At 60.7% G+C, this 15,523-nt stretch carries 15 protein-coding genes; 4 read left to right on the top strand and 11 right to left on the bottom strand.

From position 1 onward, the window contains the following. Window positions 1-47: 47 nt before the first annotated feature. The 11 genes from pal to secA all read right to left on the bottom strand — a co-directional run bounded on the left by pal (window position 48) and on the right by secA (window position 10,840). Entirely contained in the window at window positions 48-527 is a 480-nt protein-coding gene (gene pal / locus GSP01_RS00805) for a peptidoglycan-associated lipoprotein Pal (RefSeq protein ID WP_062458768.1), read from the bottom strand. A gap of 487 nt (window positions 528-1,014) precedes the next feature. Next, entirely contained in the window at window positions 1,015-2,376 is a 1,362-nt protein-coding gene (gene tolB, locus GSP01_RS00800; RefSeq protein WP_141349673.1) for a Tol-Pal system beta propeller repeat protein TolB, read from the bottom strand. A gap of 16 nt (window positions 2,377-2,392) precedes the next feature. Beyond that, complete coding sequence (locus GSP01_RS00795) at window positions 2,393-3,388, bottom strand: energy transducer TonB (RefSeq protein ID WP_141349671.1); 996 nt, start codon at window positions 3,386-3,388, stop codon at window positions 2,393-2,395. Between the two features lie 12 nt (window positions 3,389-3,400). Next, a complete protein-coding gene (tolR, locus tag GSP01_RS00790) occupies window positions 3,401-3,841 on the bottom strand; it encodes a protein TolR (protein WP_141349669.1) in 441 nt (146 codons plus the stop codon). A 3-nt stretch (window positions 3,842-3,844) separates the two neighbouring features. Then, the gene (tolQ, locus tag GSP01_RS00785; RefSeq protein ID WP_174787502.1) at window positions 3,845-4,636 is read right to left on the bottom strand and encodes a protein TolQ; all 792 of its coding nucleotides are present in this window, start codon (window positions 4,634-4,636) and stop codon (window positions 3,845-3,847) included. 29 nt (window positions 4,637-4,665) lie between these two features. Further along, window positions 4,666-5,091, bottom strand: a complete 426-nt coding sequence (gene ybgC / locus GSP01_RS00780; protein ID WP_141349665.1) for a tol-pal system-associated acyl-CoA thioesterase — start codon at window positions 5,089-5,091, stop codon at window positions 4,666-4,668. A gap of 51 nt (window positions 5,092-5,142) precedes the next feature. Then, complete coding sequence (gene ruvB / locus GSP01_RS00775; protein ID WP_141349663.1) at window positions 5,143-6,192, bottom strand: Holliday junction branch migration DNA helicase RuvB; 1,050 nt, start codon at window positions 6,190-6,192, stop codon at window positions 5,143-5,145. Then, window positions 6,189-6,791 (bottom strand): Holliday junction branch migration protein RuvA, encoded by a 603-nt coding sequence (ruvA, locus tag GSP01_RS00770; protein ID WP_141349661.1) that lies wholly within the window; start codon window positions 6,789-6,791, stop codon window positions 6,189-6,191. Before ruvA ends, ruvB begins: the two co-directional genes overlap by 4 nt. After that, complete coding sequence (ruvC, locus tag GSP01_RS00765; protein ID WP_041111979.1) at window positions 6,788-7,294, bottom strand: crossover junction endodeoxyribonuclease RuvC; 507 nt, start codon at window positions 7,292-7,294, stop codon at window positions 6,788-6,790. Before ruvC ends, ruvA begins: the two co-directional genes overlap by 4 nt. Beyond that, window positions 7,291-8,040 carry a YebC/PmpR family DNA-binding transcriptional regulator gene (locus tag GSP01_RS00760; protein WP_141349659.1) on the bottom strand — a complete coding sequence of 250 codons (750 nt, stop codon included), beginning with the start codon at window positions 8,038-8,040 and terminating at the stop codon, window positions 7,291-7,293. Before GSP01_RS00760 ends, ruvC begins: the two co-directional genes overlap by 4 nt. A 34-nt stretch (window positions 8,041-8,074) precedes the next feature. Then, window positions 8,075-10,840 carry a preprotein translocase subunit SecA gene (gene secA, locus GSP01_RS00755; protein ID WP_141349657.1) on the bottom strand — a complete coding sequence of 922 codons (2,766 nt, stop codon included), beginning with the start codon at window positions 10,838-10,840 and terminating at the stop codon, window positions 8,075-8,077. A gap of 324 nt (window positions 10,841-11,164) precedes the next feature. Here secA and GSP01_RS00750 point away from each other — a divergent pair, with 324 nt between their 5' ends. The 4 genes from GSP01_RS00750 to GSP01_RS00735 all read left to right on the top strand — a co-directional run bounded on the left by GSP01_RS00750 (window position 11,165) and on the right by GSP01_RS00735 (window position 15,489). Beyond that, the gene (locus GSP01_RS00750; protein ID WP_174787501.1) at window positions 11,165-12,091 is read left to right on the top strand and encodes a peptidylprolyl isomerase; all 927 of its coding nucleotides are present in this window, start codon (window positions 11,165-11,167) and stop codon (window positions 12,089-12,091) included. 4 nt (window positions 12,092-12,095) lie between these two features. Continuing rightward, a complete protein-coding gene (gene argJ / locus GSP01_RS00745) occupies window positions 12,096-13,331 on the top strand; it encodes a bifunctional glutamate N-acetyltransferase/amino-acid acetyltransferase ArgJ (RefSeq protein WP_141349655.1) in 1,236 nt (411 codons plus the stop codon). 98 nt (window positions 13,332-13,429) lie between these two features. Continuing rightward, window positions 13,430-14,659, top strand: coding sequence for an NAD(P)/FAD-dependent oxidoreductase (locus GSP01_RS00740; protein WP_141349653.1), 1,230 nt, complete (start codon window positions 13,430-13,432; stop codon window positions 14,657-14,659). Between the two features lie 80 nt (window positions 14,660-14,739). Further along, window positions 14,740-15,489 (top strand): 2OG-Fe dioxygenase family protein, encoded by a 750-nt coding sequence (locus tag GSP01_RS00735; RefSeq protein WP_141349651.1) that lies wholly within the window; start codon window positions 14,740-14,742, stop codon window positions 15,487-15,489. The last annotated feature ends 34 nt before the right edge of the window (window positions 15,490-15,523 follow it).

Raw genomic sequence — 15,523 nt, 5'->3', positions numbered from 1 at the left:
TCCCCCGGCCGCTCATCATCCCAGTCCGTCAGGCCTGAAACGTCGGTTCAGCGAACAGACGTAATGGCGTTACGGTTCTGGGCCCAGGACTGCTCGTCATCACCATCGGCAGTCGGACGGTCCTTACCGTAGGAAATCGTGGTGATGCGCGAAGCGCTCACGCCCTTGGCGACCAGATAATCGCGTGCTGCGTTTGCACGACGCTGGCCGAGAGCAATGTTGTACTCTTCCGTGCCGCGGTCATCGCAGTTACCAGCAACCTGAATGCTAACCTGCGGGTACTTGGCGAGCCATGCAACCTGCTTGTCCAGCGTTGCGCGGGCTTCTTCACTGAGCTGCGACTGATTCAGCTCATAGAAAACGCGGTCGCCAACGTTGGCAACCAGATCGGCTTCGCTGCCGGGGATCGGGCCGGCTTCCTGAGCGACGGCGCCAGCACCGTTGCTGTCACCCTTGTTGGTGTTGCCGTTGGAACAGGCTGCGAGAACAAGCGCCAGACCGAGCGCGCCAAATACCTTGAACTTCATGTGTCTCAATCCTGAGAACGGCCCCATTTCAGGAACCGGATGCGGAAAATGCCGCGTTATTCCGGACCACTTTTTTCCAGACCGGAACATGCAGGATTCGGTTCCGATCCCTGCGTGCCGCACCTGAAAATCAGTGGCCATAAGCGCCCATACTCATGACTCAAATCATGGGTCAAGTGTCGTGTTAACGTTGGCCAGGGCCGGAAAGTTCGATTCAGTTTCGGAACCAGAAAACTCGGCAGAAATGTCACACCGGATCTGACGAATATGGCAGAATTTCGCCATACTCGTCTCACAATTGAAGTTTTACAGTTTGAATACATGCACTGTCCGCGTGGCAGCCAAGCGCTACAGGCGTAGCATCGAGAACCGATCTACATAGCCCCGACGGCTACAGACCGAATCAACACAGCAATGGGACTCTATGAAACGGGTTTTTCCACCCCTGAAAATCCGCGCTTTCAAACCGAAAGCGCGGAGCCTAACCTCAGCCGTTGCGCGGCGACCAGGCCGGGTCGGACGCACCCGTCGAGATCCGGATCGGACGCTCGTTAAAGCCCGTAATATCGATCGTACCAATACCGGACGCGAAGCCCGCACCGCCTGCCCCGGACGCGCTCTGACGACAGAACGCAAGAACACGACCATTCGGGCAGAACGTGGCCCCATCCACCGTAAAGCCCTGCGTTAGGATACGTTCACCCGTACCATCAGGGTTCATAACACCGAGCGAGAAGCCGCCGCTGCCAATCCTGGTAAAGGCGATCAGGTCTCCACGAGGAGACCAGACCGGCGAACCATACTGACCATTACCGTAGGAAATCCGCTTTGCCGCTCCGCCGGACGCACTCATGATATAGAGCTGCGGGCTGCCACCACGATCGGAGTTAAACACAATCTGGCTGCCATCCGGGCTGAAGCAGGGACTGGTGTCGATCGCGCCATTGGAATTGGTGATCTGCCGCTTCGCACGGGACGCCAGATCAACCACAAAGATGTCAGACCCACCGCCGCGCGTGGCGGACAATACGACCGATCCACCCGTCGGCGAGAAGCGCGGCGCAAAAGATATGCCCGCAAACTCACCCAAAATCTGCTGACGGCCAGAAGCCAGGTCGAACAGATACACGCGAGGACGGTTGTTGGCGTAGGACATGAACGCGATCTGGTCGCGCACCGGATTGAAACGCGGAGTCAGCGTCAGCCACTCGCCGTTTGTCAGCATGCGCTCGTTGGCGCCATCCTGATCCATCAGAGCCAGACGGGTGATCTGGTGATGCCGGGGACCGGTGCGAGCAATATAGGCAATGCGGGTATCAAAATAACCCTTCTCACCCAGCATCCGCTCATAAATCACATCAGCAATGATATGCGCGATCCGGCGCCAGTTGGACGTCGAAGCCGTATAGGCCGTGCCCTGAAGCTGCTGGCCGGAAAGCACATCCCACAGACGCATCTCGACGCGCACGCTGCCTGAACCGATCGCCTGACCGGCCACGGCAGCACGGGCCCCCTGTGCCTTGAGCGCGCTGAAATCCGGTGTAGAGCCGGGCGGCACGTTGCCGCTCATGACCTTGAACAGGCCGGTGCCATTCAGATCGGACGTGATGACACCGGAAATCTGCTCACCCAGACCCGCCCCGAAATTCGGGATGACGATGGGGATCGGCTCCTGACGGGCCTGATCGACGGTGATTTCAGCTTCACCGGGGCCAGAAGCCCCAGCGGACTGCGCAAAAGCCGCCAGAGGCGTCGCCAGAAGACCACCAGCAGCGGTGGCTCCCAGAACGGAGCGGCGCGAAAACAGCGCGCTCAGGGCCTCGGCGTCGGTATCGGGAATGAAGGACATGAGACTTCCTCGTGGATTACGGCCTGAAGACAAAACGCAGTTCATGCGTCTGACCAAGCATCTTGGAGGGAATGGGCAGATGAGCACAGGTGGGGCTCAGCACCGCATCCCGCGCCCGCTCCGCCAGAACGCGGTAAGACGGGTCGGAGGCCATTTTCGCAGCCGTATCAGGCGCAAATTTGACAATCCGCGCCTCACCGGTCGCATCGACGGTCACGACCATATGCGCGACAAAGCTCGCATAATTCCGTGCCTCAGTATCTTCCGTGTAGCAACGACGCACGGAACCACCGATGGCTTTCTGATCCGCCATGGAGAGCGACTTGGTGATGTCGCCGTTCGGCACACCGCCCCCGTTCGGCGCACCGCCCTGCGGCGGATTCGCTTTTGCAGTGGGCGCATGGGTCTGCTTCTGATCGGCGCGGAAATTATCCAGCGTCGCCAGCAGCGAATGGCTGTCGGCTTCCGTTTTCTTTGCCGCATTTGGCTGCGTCATATGCGAGAATTTCGGCATATCCGGCAGCTTATCGGCCTTCTGCGTCTGCGGACTTGGCGGCGCGACCATCGTCGATTTGGACGGCGGTGAAGGTTTGGGCGGCGACGCTGGCACAGGCTCGGGCGACTCATCCGTCACCTTCGGCGGCAGCTTGATGTCCGGCAGCTTTTGCGGCGGCGTCTCCGGCGGTGGCGGCACGGGTTGAGGCGGCGGCGGCGGCGGCGGCGGCTCTTCCGTCGGCGCCTTCAAAGGCGGCGTCGGGGCAGGAGGTGCCTCGTTTTTCACAGGTGCGGGGGCCGGAGCGGGCGCAGGCGCCGGATGATCGCCCTTGACCGGATGGGTCGGCGGCCCTGCCTGCTCGAACTCCATCTGAACCGTGGGCGGCTCGGGCGGCTCGGGTGGTTTTTCGGGGGGAATCTGCACAAGCAGATACGCGATCAGCCCCAGATGAATGGCGGCTGATCCGTAAAGCGCATGACGAAAGCGCCTGTTATCAGAGCGGCGTGGACGGACCACGGCAGAAGCCTCTTACTGGCCGCTCTGGGGCTGCTGCGCGAGAAGCGCAACATGCGTGAAGCCACCCGCCGTGATCTGACCCATGACCTGCATCACCTGCCCATAGTCGATATGCGCATCGGCCCGAACAAAAATACGATGGGTCGGATCATTCTGCGACTGTGCCTTGAGCTGGTCGATCAGCTGGTCCGACGTCACCTGCTGGTCCCCCAGATAGAGCGACCCATCCGTCTTCAGGGAGACGGTGATCGGCTTGGTATCCGAATTGACCGGGCTTGCATCCGTCTTCGGCAGATCCACATTGACACCACTGGTCAGCATCGGCGCCGTCACCATGAAGATAATGAGCAGCACCAGCATGACGTCCACCAGCGGCGTGACGTTAATTTCCGACGCGGGGCGACGCTTACGGCGTCCGCCACCTCCAGCCCGTCCTCCCGCAGACATTCCCATGGCTCAGGCCTTTCCGCCGGTCGTATCGTCCGCACGTTCCTCGGACTGACGTGACAGGATGGCGGCGAACTCCGTACCGAAGGCTTCCATACGGTCAGCAAACTTCTCGAAGGAATTGCTCAGACCATTATAGGCGATATAGGCCGGAATAGCCGTTACGAGGCCAATCGCCGTGGCGAACAGGGCTTCGGAAATACCAGGCGCCACGACCGAAAGATTTGTGTTGTGCATCTGCGCGATGGACGCGAAGGAATGCATGATGCCCCAGACTGTTCCGAACAGACCGACGAACGGCGCCACCGGGCCAATCGTCGCCAGGAAGATCAGACGGCGCGTCAGGCGGTCGTTTTCACGCATGACGGTGATGTCGATGGCGCGATCTACGCGTTCACGCACACCACCCCGCGACAGGTCGATCCCGCCGATCCGCGCGGAGCGGCGCCACTCACCCATGGCTGCACCGAACACAGCTGCCATCGGATGCGTGGGACGTGCGCCATCAGATTCGTAAAGGTCATCGAGTGATCCGCCTGACCAAAAACGGTCCTCGAACTCGGTCGCTTCACGATTAACGCGACGGATGAGAATGATTTTTTCCGCAATGATCGCCCATACGCCAGCGCTGCACAGCAGCAGCCCCAGCATCACCAGCTTTACAACGATGGAGGCGTGCAGGAACAGGTCCAGAGGCGAAAGACCGGCCGCACCGACCGCCCCAAGCGCACTCGAACTTACCTCATGATCCACTGTTCTCTCCTGTACAGATCCTGTCCCTTGCGGGTCAGGACTCTCCATTGCACTTCATGACGAAACAGGAAAGTGGGTCAGACCTCTCCTGCCTCCAGTTTTCTCACTGCATCACGCCACCGAGGCGGAATTTTGGCAGGTTTCATGTCAGCTGCACTCAGACAGGCCAGTTCCACATCGATAACCGTAGCGATTTCGCCATCCCCGGAATAATTCCGGACAGTCTGACAAAGTTTAAGTCGCGTCGGAGTCATGGCGTCCAGCGCCGTCTCAATTTCCATTTCATCATCGAGTCGGAGTGGCGAGCGATACCGGATCGCCGCCTGACGCACGACGAAGACCAGTCCAAAATCGTTCAGAAGCTCCGTTACGGACGCATCTGCATCCCGCATCGCCTCGCTCCGCGCACGTTCGGCAAAACCCAGATAGCGCGCGTGATAGACGATGCCGCCGGCGTCGGTGTCTTCGTAATAAACCCGAAACCTGATCTTGTGCGTAGCCATACTGTCTCTCCAGACATGGTGCGCCACCCCCCGAACCGCGTTCAGGATCTTTCAGGGCGCGGAGTCGTCCTGCTCCAGCGAGGAGAGCAGATCCACCTGACTCGCCGGCGGCGTCAGGCCGAGATGGCGCCATCCCGCCTCACCCAGCATCCGCCCGCGGGCCGTTCTCAGAACCAGCCCTTCCTGGATCAGGTAGGGCTCGATCACGTCTTCCAGCGTATCGCGCGCTTCGGCAAGTCCTGCCGCCAGCGTTTCCACTCCAACTGGACCACCATGGTGATGCTCGGCAATCCGCTTGAGATAGCGCCTGTCCATCGCATCCAAACCGCGGTTATCGACCTCAAGTCGTCCCAGAGCCGCATCCGCCAGCGCCCGATCCACGACCGCATGCTTAGACACCAGCGCGAAATCCCGCACGCGGCGCAGCAGACGCCCGGCAATCCGGGGCGTGCCGCGCGAACGACGGGCGATTTCTTCCGCCCCATCGTCCGTCAAGCGCATCCCGAGCTTCAGAGCCCCGCGCGAAACAATCGCCCGCAGTTCTTCCGGCGTATAAAATACCAGTCGCAGCGGGATCCCGAACCGGTCCCGCAGAGGCGTTGCCAGCAGACCCGCCCGCGTAGTAGCCGCGACAAGCGTAAACGGCGCCAGATCAATCCGCACAGACCGGGCCGCAGGCCCTTCGCCAATGATCAGATCGAGCTGGAAATCCTCCATCGCGGGATAGAGCACTTCCTCGATCGCTGGCTGGAGACGATGGATTTCGTCAATAAACAGCACATCACGCGGCTGGAGATTCGTCAGGATCGCCGCCAGATCACCCGCCCGCTGGATGACCGGCCCAGACGTTGCCCGAAACCCGACTCCCAGTTCCCGCGCCACAATCTGCGCCAGCGTCGTCTTGCCCAGACCCGGAGGCCCGTGCAGCAGAACATGATCCAGTGCCTCGCCCCGCGCCCGTGCGGCCTCGATGAAGATCGCCAGGTTCTCGCGGCTTGCTTTCTGGCCCGTAAAATCGGCAAGCGTTTCAGGCCGCAGACTGCCCTCGCCCGTATCCTCTGGCTGACGGGCCGGATCGGTTTCGCGATAGGTATCACTCATCGCGCAAGATCCTTCAGGCTCAGACGGATCGCCAGATCAAGCGTCGCATTCTCGTTCTCTGCCAGAACTTTACTCAGAACCGGCCATGCCTCAGCCCGACGGAACCCAAGCCCCGCCAGTGCCAGCAACGCATCATTCTCGACACTCGGACCCGAGACGATCCCTGGCGCGGATACGGTCCCGCCACCGCCCGGCATTTTCGCAACCTTGTTGCGCAATTCGCTCAGAATACGATCCGCCAGACGCGGCCCTACGCCCGCAGCCCGCGTCAGCGAACCTTTGTCCCCGGCATTGATCGCCAGCAGAAGCTCACCCGGACTATTCGCCGAAAGGATCGCCAGCGCCACTTTCGCGCCCACACCCTGTACGGTCGTCAGCAGACGGAACCAGTCCCGCTCATCCGTCGTCGCAAAACCAAACAACTGGATCGCATCCTCGCGCACGATCGTCTCGATCAACACGCGCGCCACAGAAGGCGGCTGCGGCAATGTCGCCAGCGTGCGGGTCGAGGCCGAAACCACATAGCCCACGCCATTGACATCAACGATGCAACGCTCGCCCTCGATCTGCCCGACAAGTCCAGTCAGTTGCCCGATCATGCCATGCGCTTTCCGGCCACGACATGCGCCGCACTCGCACGGTGATGCGCATGACAGATCGCAACCGCGAGCGCATCGGACGCATCAGCCTTGCGGATCTCTGCCCCAGGCAAAAGCCGCTTCACCATCATCGTCACCTGCTCCTTGGTCGCAGACCCGGTCCCAACCACAGATTTCTTAACTGTCATCGCCCCGTATTCCGCAACCGGCAGCCCTTCATAGGCGGGTGTCAGCAGGGCAACCCCACGCGCATAGCCAAGCTTGAGAGTCGAAGAGCCATTACGGTTCACGTAGGTCTCCTCAACAGCTGCCTCGGCCGGAGCATATTCGCGAATCAGCTTTTTAAGTGCGCCATGCAGCTCGCACAGGCGCAGTGGCACGGATTCGGATCCATCGGTCCCGATCACCCCGGATGCCACATGCTTCAGGTGATTGCCGTCCACGTCGATGATGCCCCAGCCCATAAAACGCAGGCCGGGGTCAATGCCCATCAGACGGATCAAGCAGCCAGCGCCTCGGCCACGTCGTCAGGAATGTCGAAATTAGCGTAGACGGCCTGAACGTCGTCATTGTCTTCAAGCACGTCGATCAGCTTCATGACCGACCGCGCCTTGTCCTCATCCAGCGTCACGCTGTTTTCCGGGCGCCAATCGAGCTTGGACGACTGCGGCTCACCAAAACGGGCTTCAAGAGCGTCCCGTACGGCGAAGAAATTCTCCATCTCGCAGGTCACTTCGTGACCCTGTTCGGTGGTCACGGCATTATCTGCACCTGCCTCGATCGCCGCTTCCAGCATTTCGTCTTCGGAGGCGACATCCAGCGGATAGCTAATGGCACCCAGACGCTGGAACATGAAAGAAACCGAGTTCGTCTCACCCATCGAACCGCCATGCTTGGAGAACGCAGCACGCACTTCGCCGGCCGTCCGGTTGCGGTTGTCCGTCAGACCCTCCACGATGATCGCAACGCCAGCCGGGCCATAGCCCTCGTAACGGACTTCAACGTAATCATCGCCACCTGCGGTGCCAGACGCCTTCTTGATGGCGCGCTCGACATTGTCCTTGGGCATGTTGACTTCACGCGCCATGGACAGCGCCGCACGCAGACGCGGGTTGGACGCAGCTTCGGGCAGACCCGAGCGCACCGCAACCGTAATTTCACGCAGAACCTTAGCAAACTGCTTGGCGCGCTTAGCATCCTGCGCACCCTTGCGGTGCATAATGTTTTTAAACTGTGAATGACCGGCCATCGGTCGCTCCTTCTTCTATCTTCGTGTCAGAGGCTCAGGCGAGCCTGCCATGACAGTGTTTGAACTTCAGACCCGATCCACACGGGCAAAGGGCATTACGCGGCGTTTCCGCATTCCAGCGCTGAAGCGTCTCCGCATCAGGCTCCGCCCCCATTGGGACGGGCTGCGAGCGGGGCTGCATCGGAGCCGCAGACGGGAAACCCACCACAGGCTGCGGCGCCGGAATATCACCACCCGTCGTTCCCTGCACGAACAGCCCTGCAGGCTCTTCAGACGGACCGGACGTTTCAGTGTTGATAACCGGGAACGGCGGCGGCTCGGAGACAGCCTGAATGCGGCACATCGTCTCCGTTACGCGGACCCGCATGTCATCCAGCATCGCCGTGAACATCTGGAAGGCTTCCTGCTTGTACTCGTTCAGCGGATCACGCTGACCATACGCCCGCAGACCAATCCCCTGACGAAGCTGGTCCAGCCCGTGCAGATGCTCTTTCCAGACCGCATCGAACGTCGTCAGCACGACCTGTTTTTCGATCAGACGCATCAGTTCGGGGCCCATATTGGCCGTCCGTGCAGCCTGCGCCTTCGCGGCTTCGGCCTGAATGCGCTCGATCACGCCTTCGGAATCCATGCCGTCTTCCTTCGCCCAGTCTGCGATCGGCAGATCCAGGTTCAGAACACGGGAAACCTCGCGGATCAGCCCTTCCGTATCCCAAGCTTCAGCGAAGGATTTTTCGGGAATATGGGCATGAACCAGATCTTCGATCGTATGTTCGCGCAGCTCGGCAATCACGCCCGACAGGTCTTCCGTCGCCATGTATTCGCGGCGCTGGGCATAAACCTCCTTGCGCTGATCATTCATGACGTCGTCATATTTGAGCGTGTTCTTGCGCATGTCGAAATTGCGCGCCTCAACCCGCTTCTGCGCCTTTTCCAAGGCCTTGTTCAGCCAGGGATGCACGATCGCCTCGCCTTCCTTGAGGCCCATCTTCTGCATCATCGTGCCCATACGGTCGCTGGCGAAAATACGGATCAGATCGTCTTCAAGCGACAGGAAGAAGCGCGAATTACCTGGATCACCCTGACGACCCGAACGGCCGCGCAGCTGGTTGTCCACGCGGCGGCTTTCATGGCGTTCCGTGCCAATCACATACAGACCACCAGCCTTGTGAACTTCCTCGTGATGCTCCTCGACGCTCGCCCGGATGTCCTGCTCAACGGCCTCGCGCTGCGCCTCATCTTCGACGTTCTCGATACTGGCCTTCACCAGCATCTCGATATTGCCACCCAGTTTGATGTCGGTTCCGCGGCCCGCCATATTGGTCGCAATCGTGATCGCACCCGGCGCACCCGCCTGCGCGACGATAATGGCTTCCTTTTCATGCTGCCGGGCGTTGAGCACGTTATGCGGAATACCGCGCTGCGTCAGGATATGGGAGAGATATTCGCTCTTCTCGATGGACGTCGTGCCCACGAGAATGGGCTGACCCGTTTTGTGGATATCGCGGATCAGGTCCGCCACGGCATTGAACTTTTCCGCAGCCGTCAGATAGACCTCGTCATCCGTATCGATCCGCTGGACCGGCAGGTTCGTCGGGATTTCCACCACGTCGAGGTGATAGATTTCCGCGAACTCATCGGCCTCAGTCATAGCCGTACCGGTCATGCCGGACAGCTTCGGATAGAGCCGGAAATAATTCTGGAACGTGATGGAAGCGAGCGTCTGGTTCTCCTGCTGGATCTCCACATGCTCCTTGGCTTCCAGCGCCTGATGCAGACCATCCGAATAGCGGCGTCCGTCCATCATACGGCCGGTGAACTCGTCGATAATAACGACCTTGCCGTCACGCACGATGTAATCCACATCCCGCGTAAACAGCGTATGCGCCCGCAGGGACTGCTGGACGTGATGGACCACCGCGACGTTATGAATGTCGTATAGGCCGCCGTCCTGAAGCACGCCTGCTTCAGCAAGTAGCTCTTCAACCCGATGTGAACCATGTTCGGTCAGCGTGACGGAACGTAGCTTCTCATCCTTATCGTAAACATCCGGCTCCTGAACGAGCTTCACGACCACATCATCGACAGAGCGATAGAGGTCGGAGCTGTCATCCGCAGGACCGGAAATGATGAGCGGCGTCCGCGCCTCGTCGATCAGGATGCTGTCCACCTCATCCACGATCGCATGGTTGAAAGGACGCTGCACCATGTCGGCGAGCGAATATTTCATGTTGTCGCGCAGGTAGTCGAAGCCGAACTCGTTATTTGTGCCATAGGTTATGTCCGCGGCATAAGCCTCGCGACGCTCCCCGTCTGACAGGTTCGGCACGATCACACCCGTCGTCAGCCCGAGGAAGCTATAGAGAACAGACATCTCTTCCGCGTCACGCCGCGCAAGATAGTCGTTCACTGTGACGACATGCACACCCTTGCCGCTCAGCGCGTTCAGATAGACCGCCAGAGTCGCCACAAGGGTCTTGCCTTCGCCGGTTCGCATTTCGGCAATGCGGCCCGCATGCAGCACCATACCGCCGATCATCTGCACATCAAAGTGACGCTTCCCCAGAACACGGCGCGATGCCTCGCGGCAAACCGCAAAGGCTTCAGGCAGCAGACTATCAAGGGTGTCGCCCTTTTCCAGGCGCTCCTTGAACTCTACCGTCTTGTGCCGAAGCTGCTCGTCAGACAGGGCCTGAACCGCAGGCTCCAGTGCATTGATCTCGGGCACACGGCGCTGATACGCCTTGAGCGTGCGATCGTTGGCAGAACCGAAAAGGGCGCGGGCGAGGCGTGCGAACATGCTGAACCTTGAGATGCCGAAGGCCCGGAGCGCCAGCTCTTTCCACTACCGAAAAGAGCCGTCACATCGTGCCGTCAGGATTTTCACGTCTGCTGGAGATAGGACCCGGGCCGCAAAGGGTCAATGGAGAGCCCGCCCAGAACTCCGATGAAATGTTCCCATTGTCATCACAGTGTCACATCTCTGACCGGCTGCGCACCTCGCACGACACCCGCCTGCATTGTGCGTGAAGGAATGGTAACGGACCGCACCCTTGCAGGGCGGACCAGCCTTTGTCATGGTGCAGACCATCCTTTTCTAGGTTACATCCGAGGTAGTCCCCACATGCGGCTTTCCCGCTCCACTTTCGCTCTCGCCGCCCTTCTGGCCGGTACGTCGGTCGCAGCATCGACGGTTTTCGCCGCTCCCGCAGCAGCCCCCGCTGCCGCAGCACCAGCCGCCGCTCCGGCCGCCGCCCCCAACCCCGACATGCTGATCGCCACCGTCAATGGTGCGAAGATCACGCTGGGCGACGTGCAGCGGGCAGCGGGCAATCTTCCGCCGCAGGCCCGCCAGATCCAGCCGTCCGTTCTGGTCCCGCTCATCGTCAACCAACTCGTTGACCAGAAGGCCGTGCAGTTCGCCGCTGAAAAGGAAGGCCTGACCCGCAAGCCGGACGTGAAGGCTGCCATGGATGCCGCTGCCGCGAATGCGCTCCAGAACGCCTATCTCGAAGAAAAAGTCAGCCCGCTGGTCACCGATGCCACTCTGCACGACTTCTATCAGACGCATTATGCGAACAAGAAGCCGGAAGAAGAAATCCACGCCCGCCACATCCTCGTGGACAGCGAGGCGCAGGCCAAGGACATCATCGCCCAGCTCGACAAAGGGGCTGACTTCGGTAAGCTCGCCGCGCAGCTCTCCAAGGACAAAGGGTCGGCTGGCGCAAATGGCGGCGATCTCGGCTGGTTCAAGAAGGCTGACATGTTGCCTGCCTTCTCTGCCGCCGCCTTCGCCATGAAGCCGAACACGATCACCCAGACGCCTGTTCACACCCAGTACGGCTGGCACGTGATCCAGGTTCTCGCGACCCGCACGGCCCCGATCCCGACCTTCGACCAGGTCCACGACCAGGTCCGTCAGGAGCTGATCCGCGACAAGGTGCGTGACATCGTTCAGGCCGCTGAATCCCAGGTGAAGGTCGTTCACTACGACGCACAGGGCAAGGTGATCCCGAATGCAGCCCCGGCTGCCGCACCTGCAAAGAAGTAAGACCATGGCAAAGCCGCTCCCCGTCTCTCCGCTCGCTCGTCCGCTGCCGGACCTTGCAACGATTGCGGGCGTGCGGCTTTCCGCCGTCGCCGCGGGCGTACGCTATCAGGGCCGTACGGACCTGATGCTCGCGGAATTCGTTCCCGGCACGGTGGCGGCAGGCGTCTATACAAAGAACGCCTGCCCCGGCGCCCCTGTCCTGTGGTGCCGTGAGGCTCTGACGACTCCTTATGCCCGGGCCCTGCTCGTCAATGCAGGCAATGCGAACGTCTTTACCGGCCGCGCCGGAATCCAGGCCTGCGAAGACTGCGCGGACGCCACCGCACAACTTCTCGACTGCCCCCCGCAGGACGTCTTTCTCGCCTCTACAGGCGTAATCGGCGAAAAACTGCCGCAGGACCGCATCATCGCCGCCCTTCCCGCCGCCAAGGCCGAGCTGGAAGATAATGGCTGGGCCGATGCCGCCCGCGCCATCATGACGACGGACACCTTCCCCAAGGCCGCACGTCGCGATGTGAAAATCAACGGCACCCCCGTCCGCATCCAGGGCATTGCCAAGGGATCGGGCATGGTTGCCCCCGACATGGCCACGATGCTGGCCTATGTCGCAACCGATGCCAAACTGCCGCAGAACGTGCTGCAGTCCCTGCTGGCCTCCGGCTGCGCCCAGAGCTTCAATTCGATTACCGTCGATTCGGACACGTCCACTTCGGACATGCTGATGATTTTCGCGACCGGACTGGCCGACAATCCCGAAGTCGACGACGTTAATGACCCTGCTCTCGCCGAGTTTACCCTTGCGCTGAACGATCTCCTGCTGGAGCTCGCGCTGATGGTGGTCCGCGATGGCGAAGGCGCAACAAAGCTTGTCCGTATCGCCGTCACCGGAGCGGACTCCAATCTCTCCGCCCACCGCATCGCACTGTGCATCGCCAATTCCCCCCTCGTTAAAACCGCCATTGCGGGCGAAGACGCCAACTGGGGCCGCGTGGTCATGGCAGTGGGAAAAAGCGGAGAACCCGCAGACCGCGACCGTCTCTCCGTCGCCATCGGCGGTACGTGGATCGCAAAAGATGGCGGCGTCGTAGAGAATTACGATGAAGCCCCGGTCGTTGCCCACATGAAGGGTCAGGAGATCGAAATTGCCGTCGATCTCGGCCTGGGCGACGGAGAAGCCCGCGTCTGGACCTGCGATCTGACGCATGGCTACATCGACATCAACGGCTCCTACCGCAGCTGACCACCCCAACACGTCAGCGAGAGCGGGGCTTGTGCAGCCCCGCCTCGGCCATTAGCAAAATCCGGGTGCCGTTTCGTACTTGATATGAGGAAAAATCCATGTCTGCTGGAGCTCGCGTGCTTGTTCTTGGCGGTGGCGTTGGGGGGCTTGAAGCCGCTGCAGCGCTGGGCCGTCGCCAGAACATCTCTCTGACACTCATTGACCGCAGCCCCGTCCATTACTGGAAGCCGGCTCTGCACGAATTCGCTGCGGGCACCATGCAGCATCAGGGGAACTGCATCCCCTTCAAGGAAACGGCCACAAAGTTCGGCTTCACCTTCGTCCAGGGCAGCCCCGTCGCCGTCAATCGCGAAAACAAGACCGTCTCACTTGATACCGGTGCGACACTGCCTTACGATTATCTTGTGATCGCTCTCGGCTCGCGCGCGAATGACTTCGGCATTCCCGGCATTGTCGATCACTGTATGTTCATCGACAGCCTGAACGACGCTGACGCACTCTTCACCACCTTCCGTGAAGCCGTACAGAAAGCCCGTGCCGCTGGCGAGAAGCTCTCCATCGGCATCGTCGGCGGTGGCGCAACCGGCGTCCAGCTGATTGCTGAACTGTGCAAATCCATCGATGACGCCCGCGGTTTGGGAGCAGCCGTTCGCAAATCCCTGCTGAACGCCGTCTTGATCGAGACTGGCCCCCGCATCCTGCCAGCCTTTCCAGAGGCCGTCTCCACCGCCGCCACGCAGCAGCTTGAAAAGCTCGGGATATCGGTGCGGACTGAAGCCATGGTGGTAGGCGCGGACGAGACCGGTTTCAGCCTCAAATCCGGCGAGCACATCCCCGCAAGCCTCCGCATCTGGGCTGCCGGCGTGCGCGCCTCGGATGCCACGAGCCTTCTCGAAGGCCTAGAACGCGGACGCTCGGGCCAGCTCGGCGTGACCACCACGCTTCAGACCACGCAGGACCCGGCCGTTTTCGCCATCGGTGACTGCTCCCGCATCGATTCAGCCCCGATCGCGCCGACGGCTCAGGCCGCCCGCCAGGAAGGCCAGTATCTTGGCCGCGCCCTACCGGAAATCATCGCCGGCAGGGACCCTGCTCCCTTCGTCTATAACGACCGCGGTGCCGTTGTGGCCCTGGGAGACTACAACGGCTGGGGAATGCTGGACACCAAACGCAGCTTCGGCGGCGGCCTGCTGTCAGGTCTGGCTGCGCGTCTGATCCATGAGGGACTGTACCGCCAGCACCTCGCAGGCATCCTCGGTTTGGCCCCCACAGCCTGCAGCACGGTCCGCGAACATCTTTCGCCGGTCAAACCTGATCTGGGCGCCTGAAATCCCTTTTCAGAAGCCTGTCAAAGAGGGAATGTGGGACGCAGCCTCACCTAACCCTGCGTCCCTTGGTCCGAGAACTCATGAACCCTACCGATCTCTCTCCGCCCTTTGACAGGGTTCTGACCGGCATCGAAGATACACTGCTGGAAAAAGGCTTTTCCTTCCTGCAGGCCGACGTCACACGCCCTCTGTTTGAGCATGAAGGCCTAACGGACTGGCAGGGATTTGCCGAGAGCTGGAATCATCTGGGTCTTGACCGCTACATGGCGGATGGTGGCCGTTACCGCCGACGCCGTTATGCGACCTTCTCCGTCTCGCGCGACACCATCACCCGGAAAAAACACCAGCCCCATTATCAGAGCCGGGACTACAACCTGCTCAATGGCGGGGTCGAACGCTGGTTTCCCGCCGTAGCGGACACCATTGCCACCCATCCCGCCATGACAGCCGCAATCCACACAATCAGCCGTATCGCGGATTCCCTGACACCGCCGACGGAAAAGCCGCCGGTCTGGCATGTCGAAGTCCATCAGTTCCGCATCGAGGCCCGTCCAGGCAATGAAGGCCACCCCACGCCCGAAGGCCTGCACCGCGATGGCGTGGACTGGGTTCTGGTGCTGATGGTTGCCCGTCACAACGTGGAACAGGGCGTCACCACGATCCATGACATGCGCAAAGAGCCACTTGGCTCCTTTACTCTGACCAACCCGCTGGACGCTGCCATCGTGGACGATCACCGCGTCTATCACGGTGTCACGGCTGTCCAGCCCGTTGATCCGTCACAACCGGCTTACCGGGACGTGCTGGTGGTGACGTTGCGTCACGAATGACATCCGAAGCTTCACCAATGTTCTTCTTCAATTT

This window comes from Gluconobacter sphaericus NBRC 12467, assembly GCF_006539125.1.
GTDB classification, from domain to species: Bacteria; Pseudomonadota; Alphaproteobacteria; order Acetobacterales; family Acetobacteraceae; genus Gluconobacter; species Gluconobacter sphaericus.
This window is presented reverse-complemented; position numbering and strand designations above follow the sequence as displayed.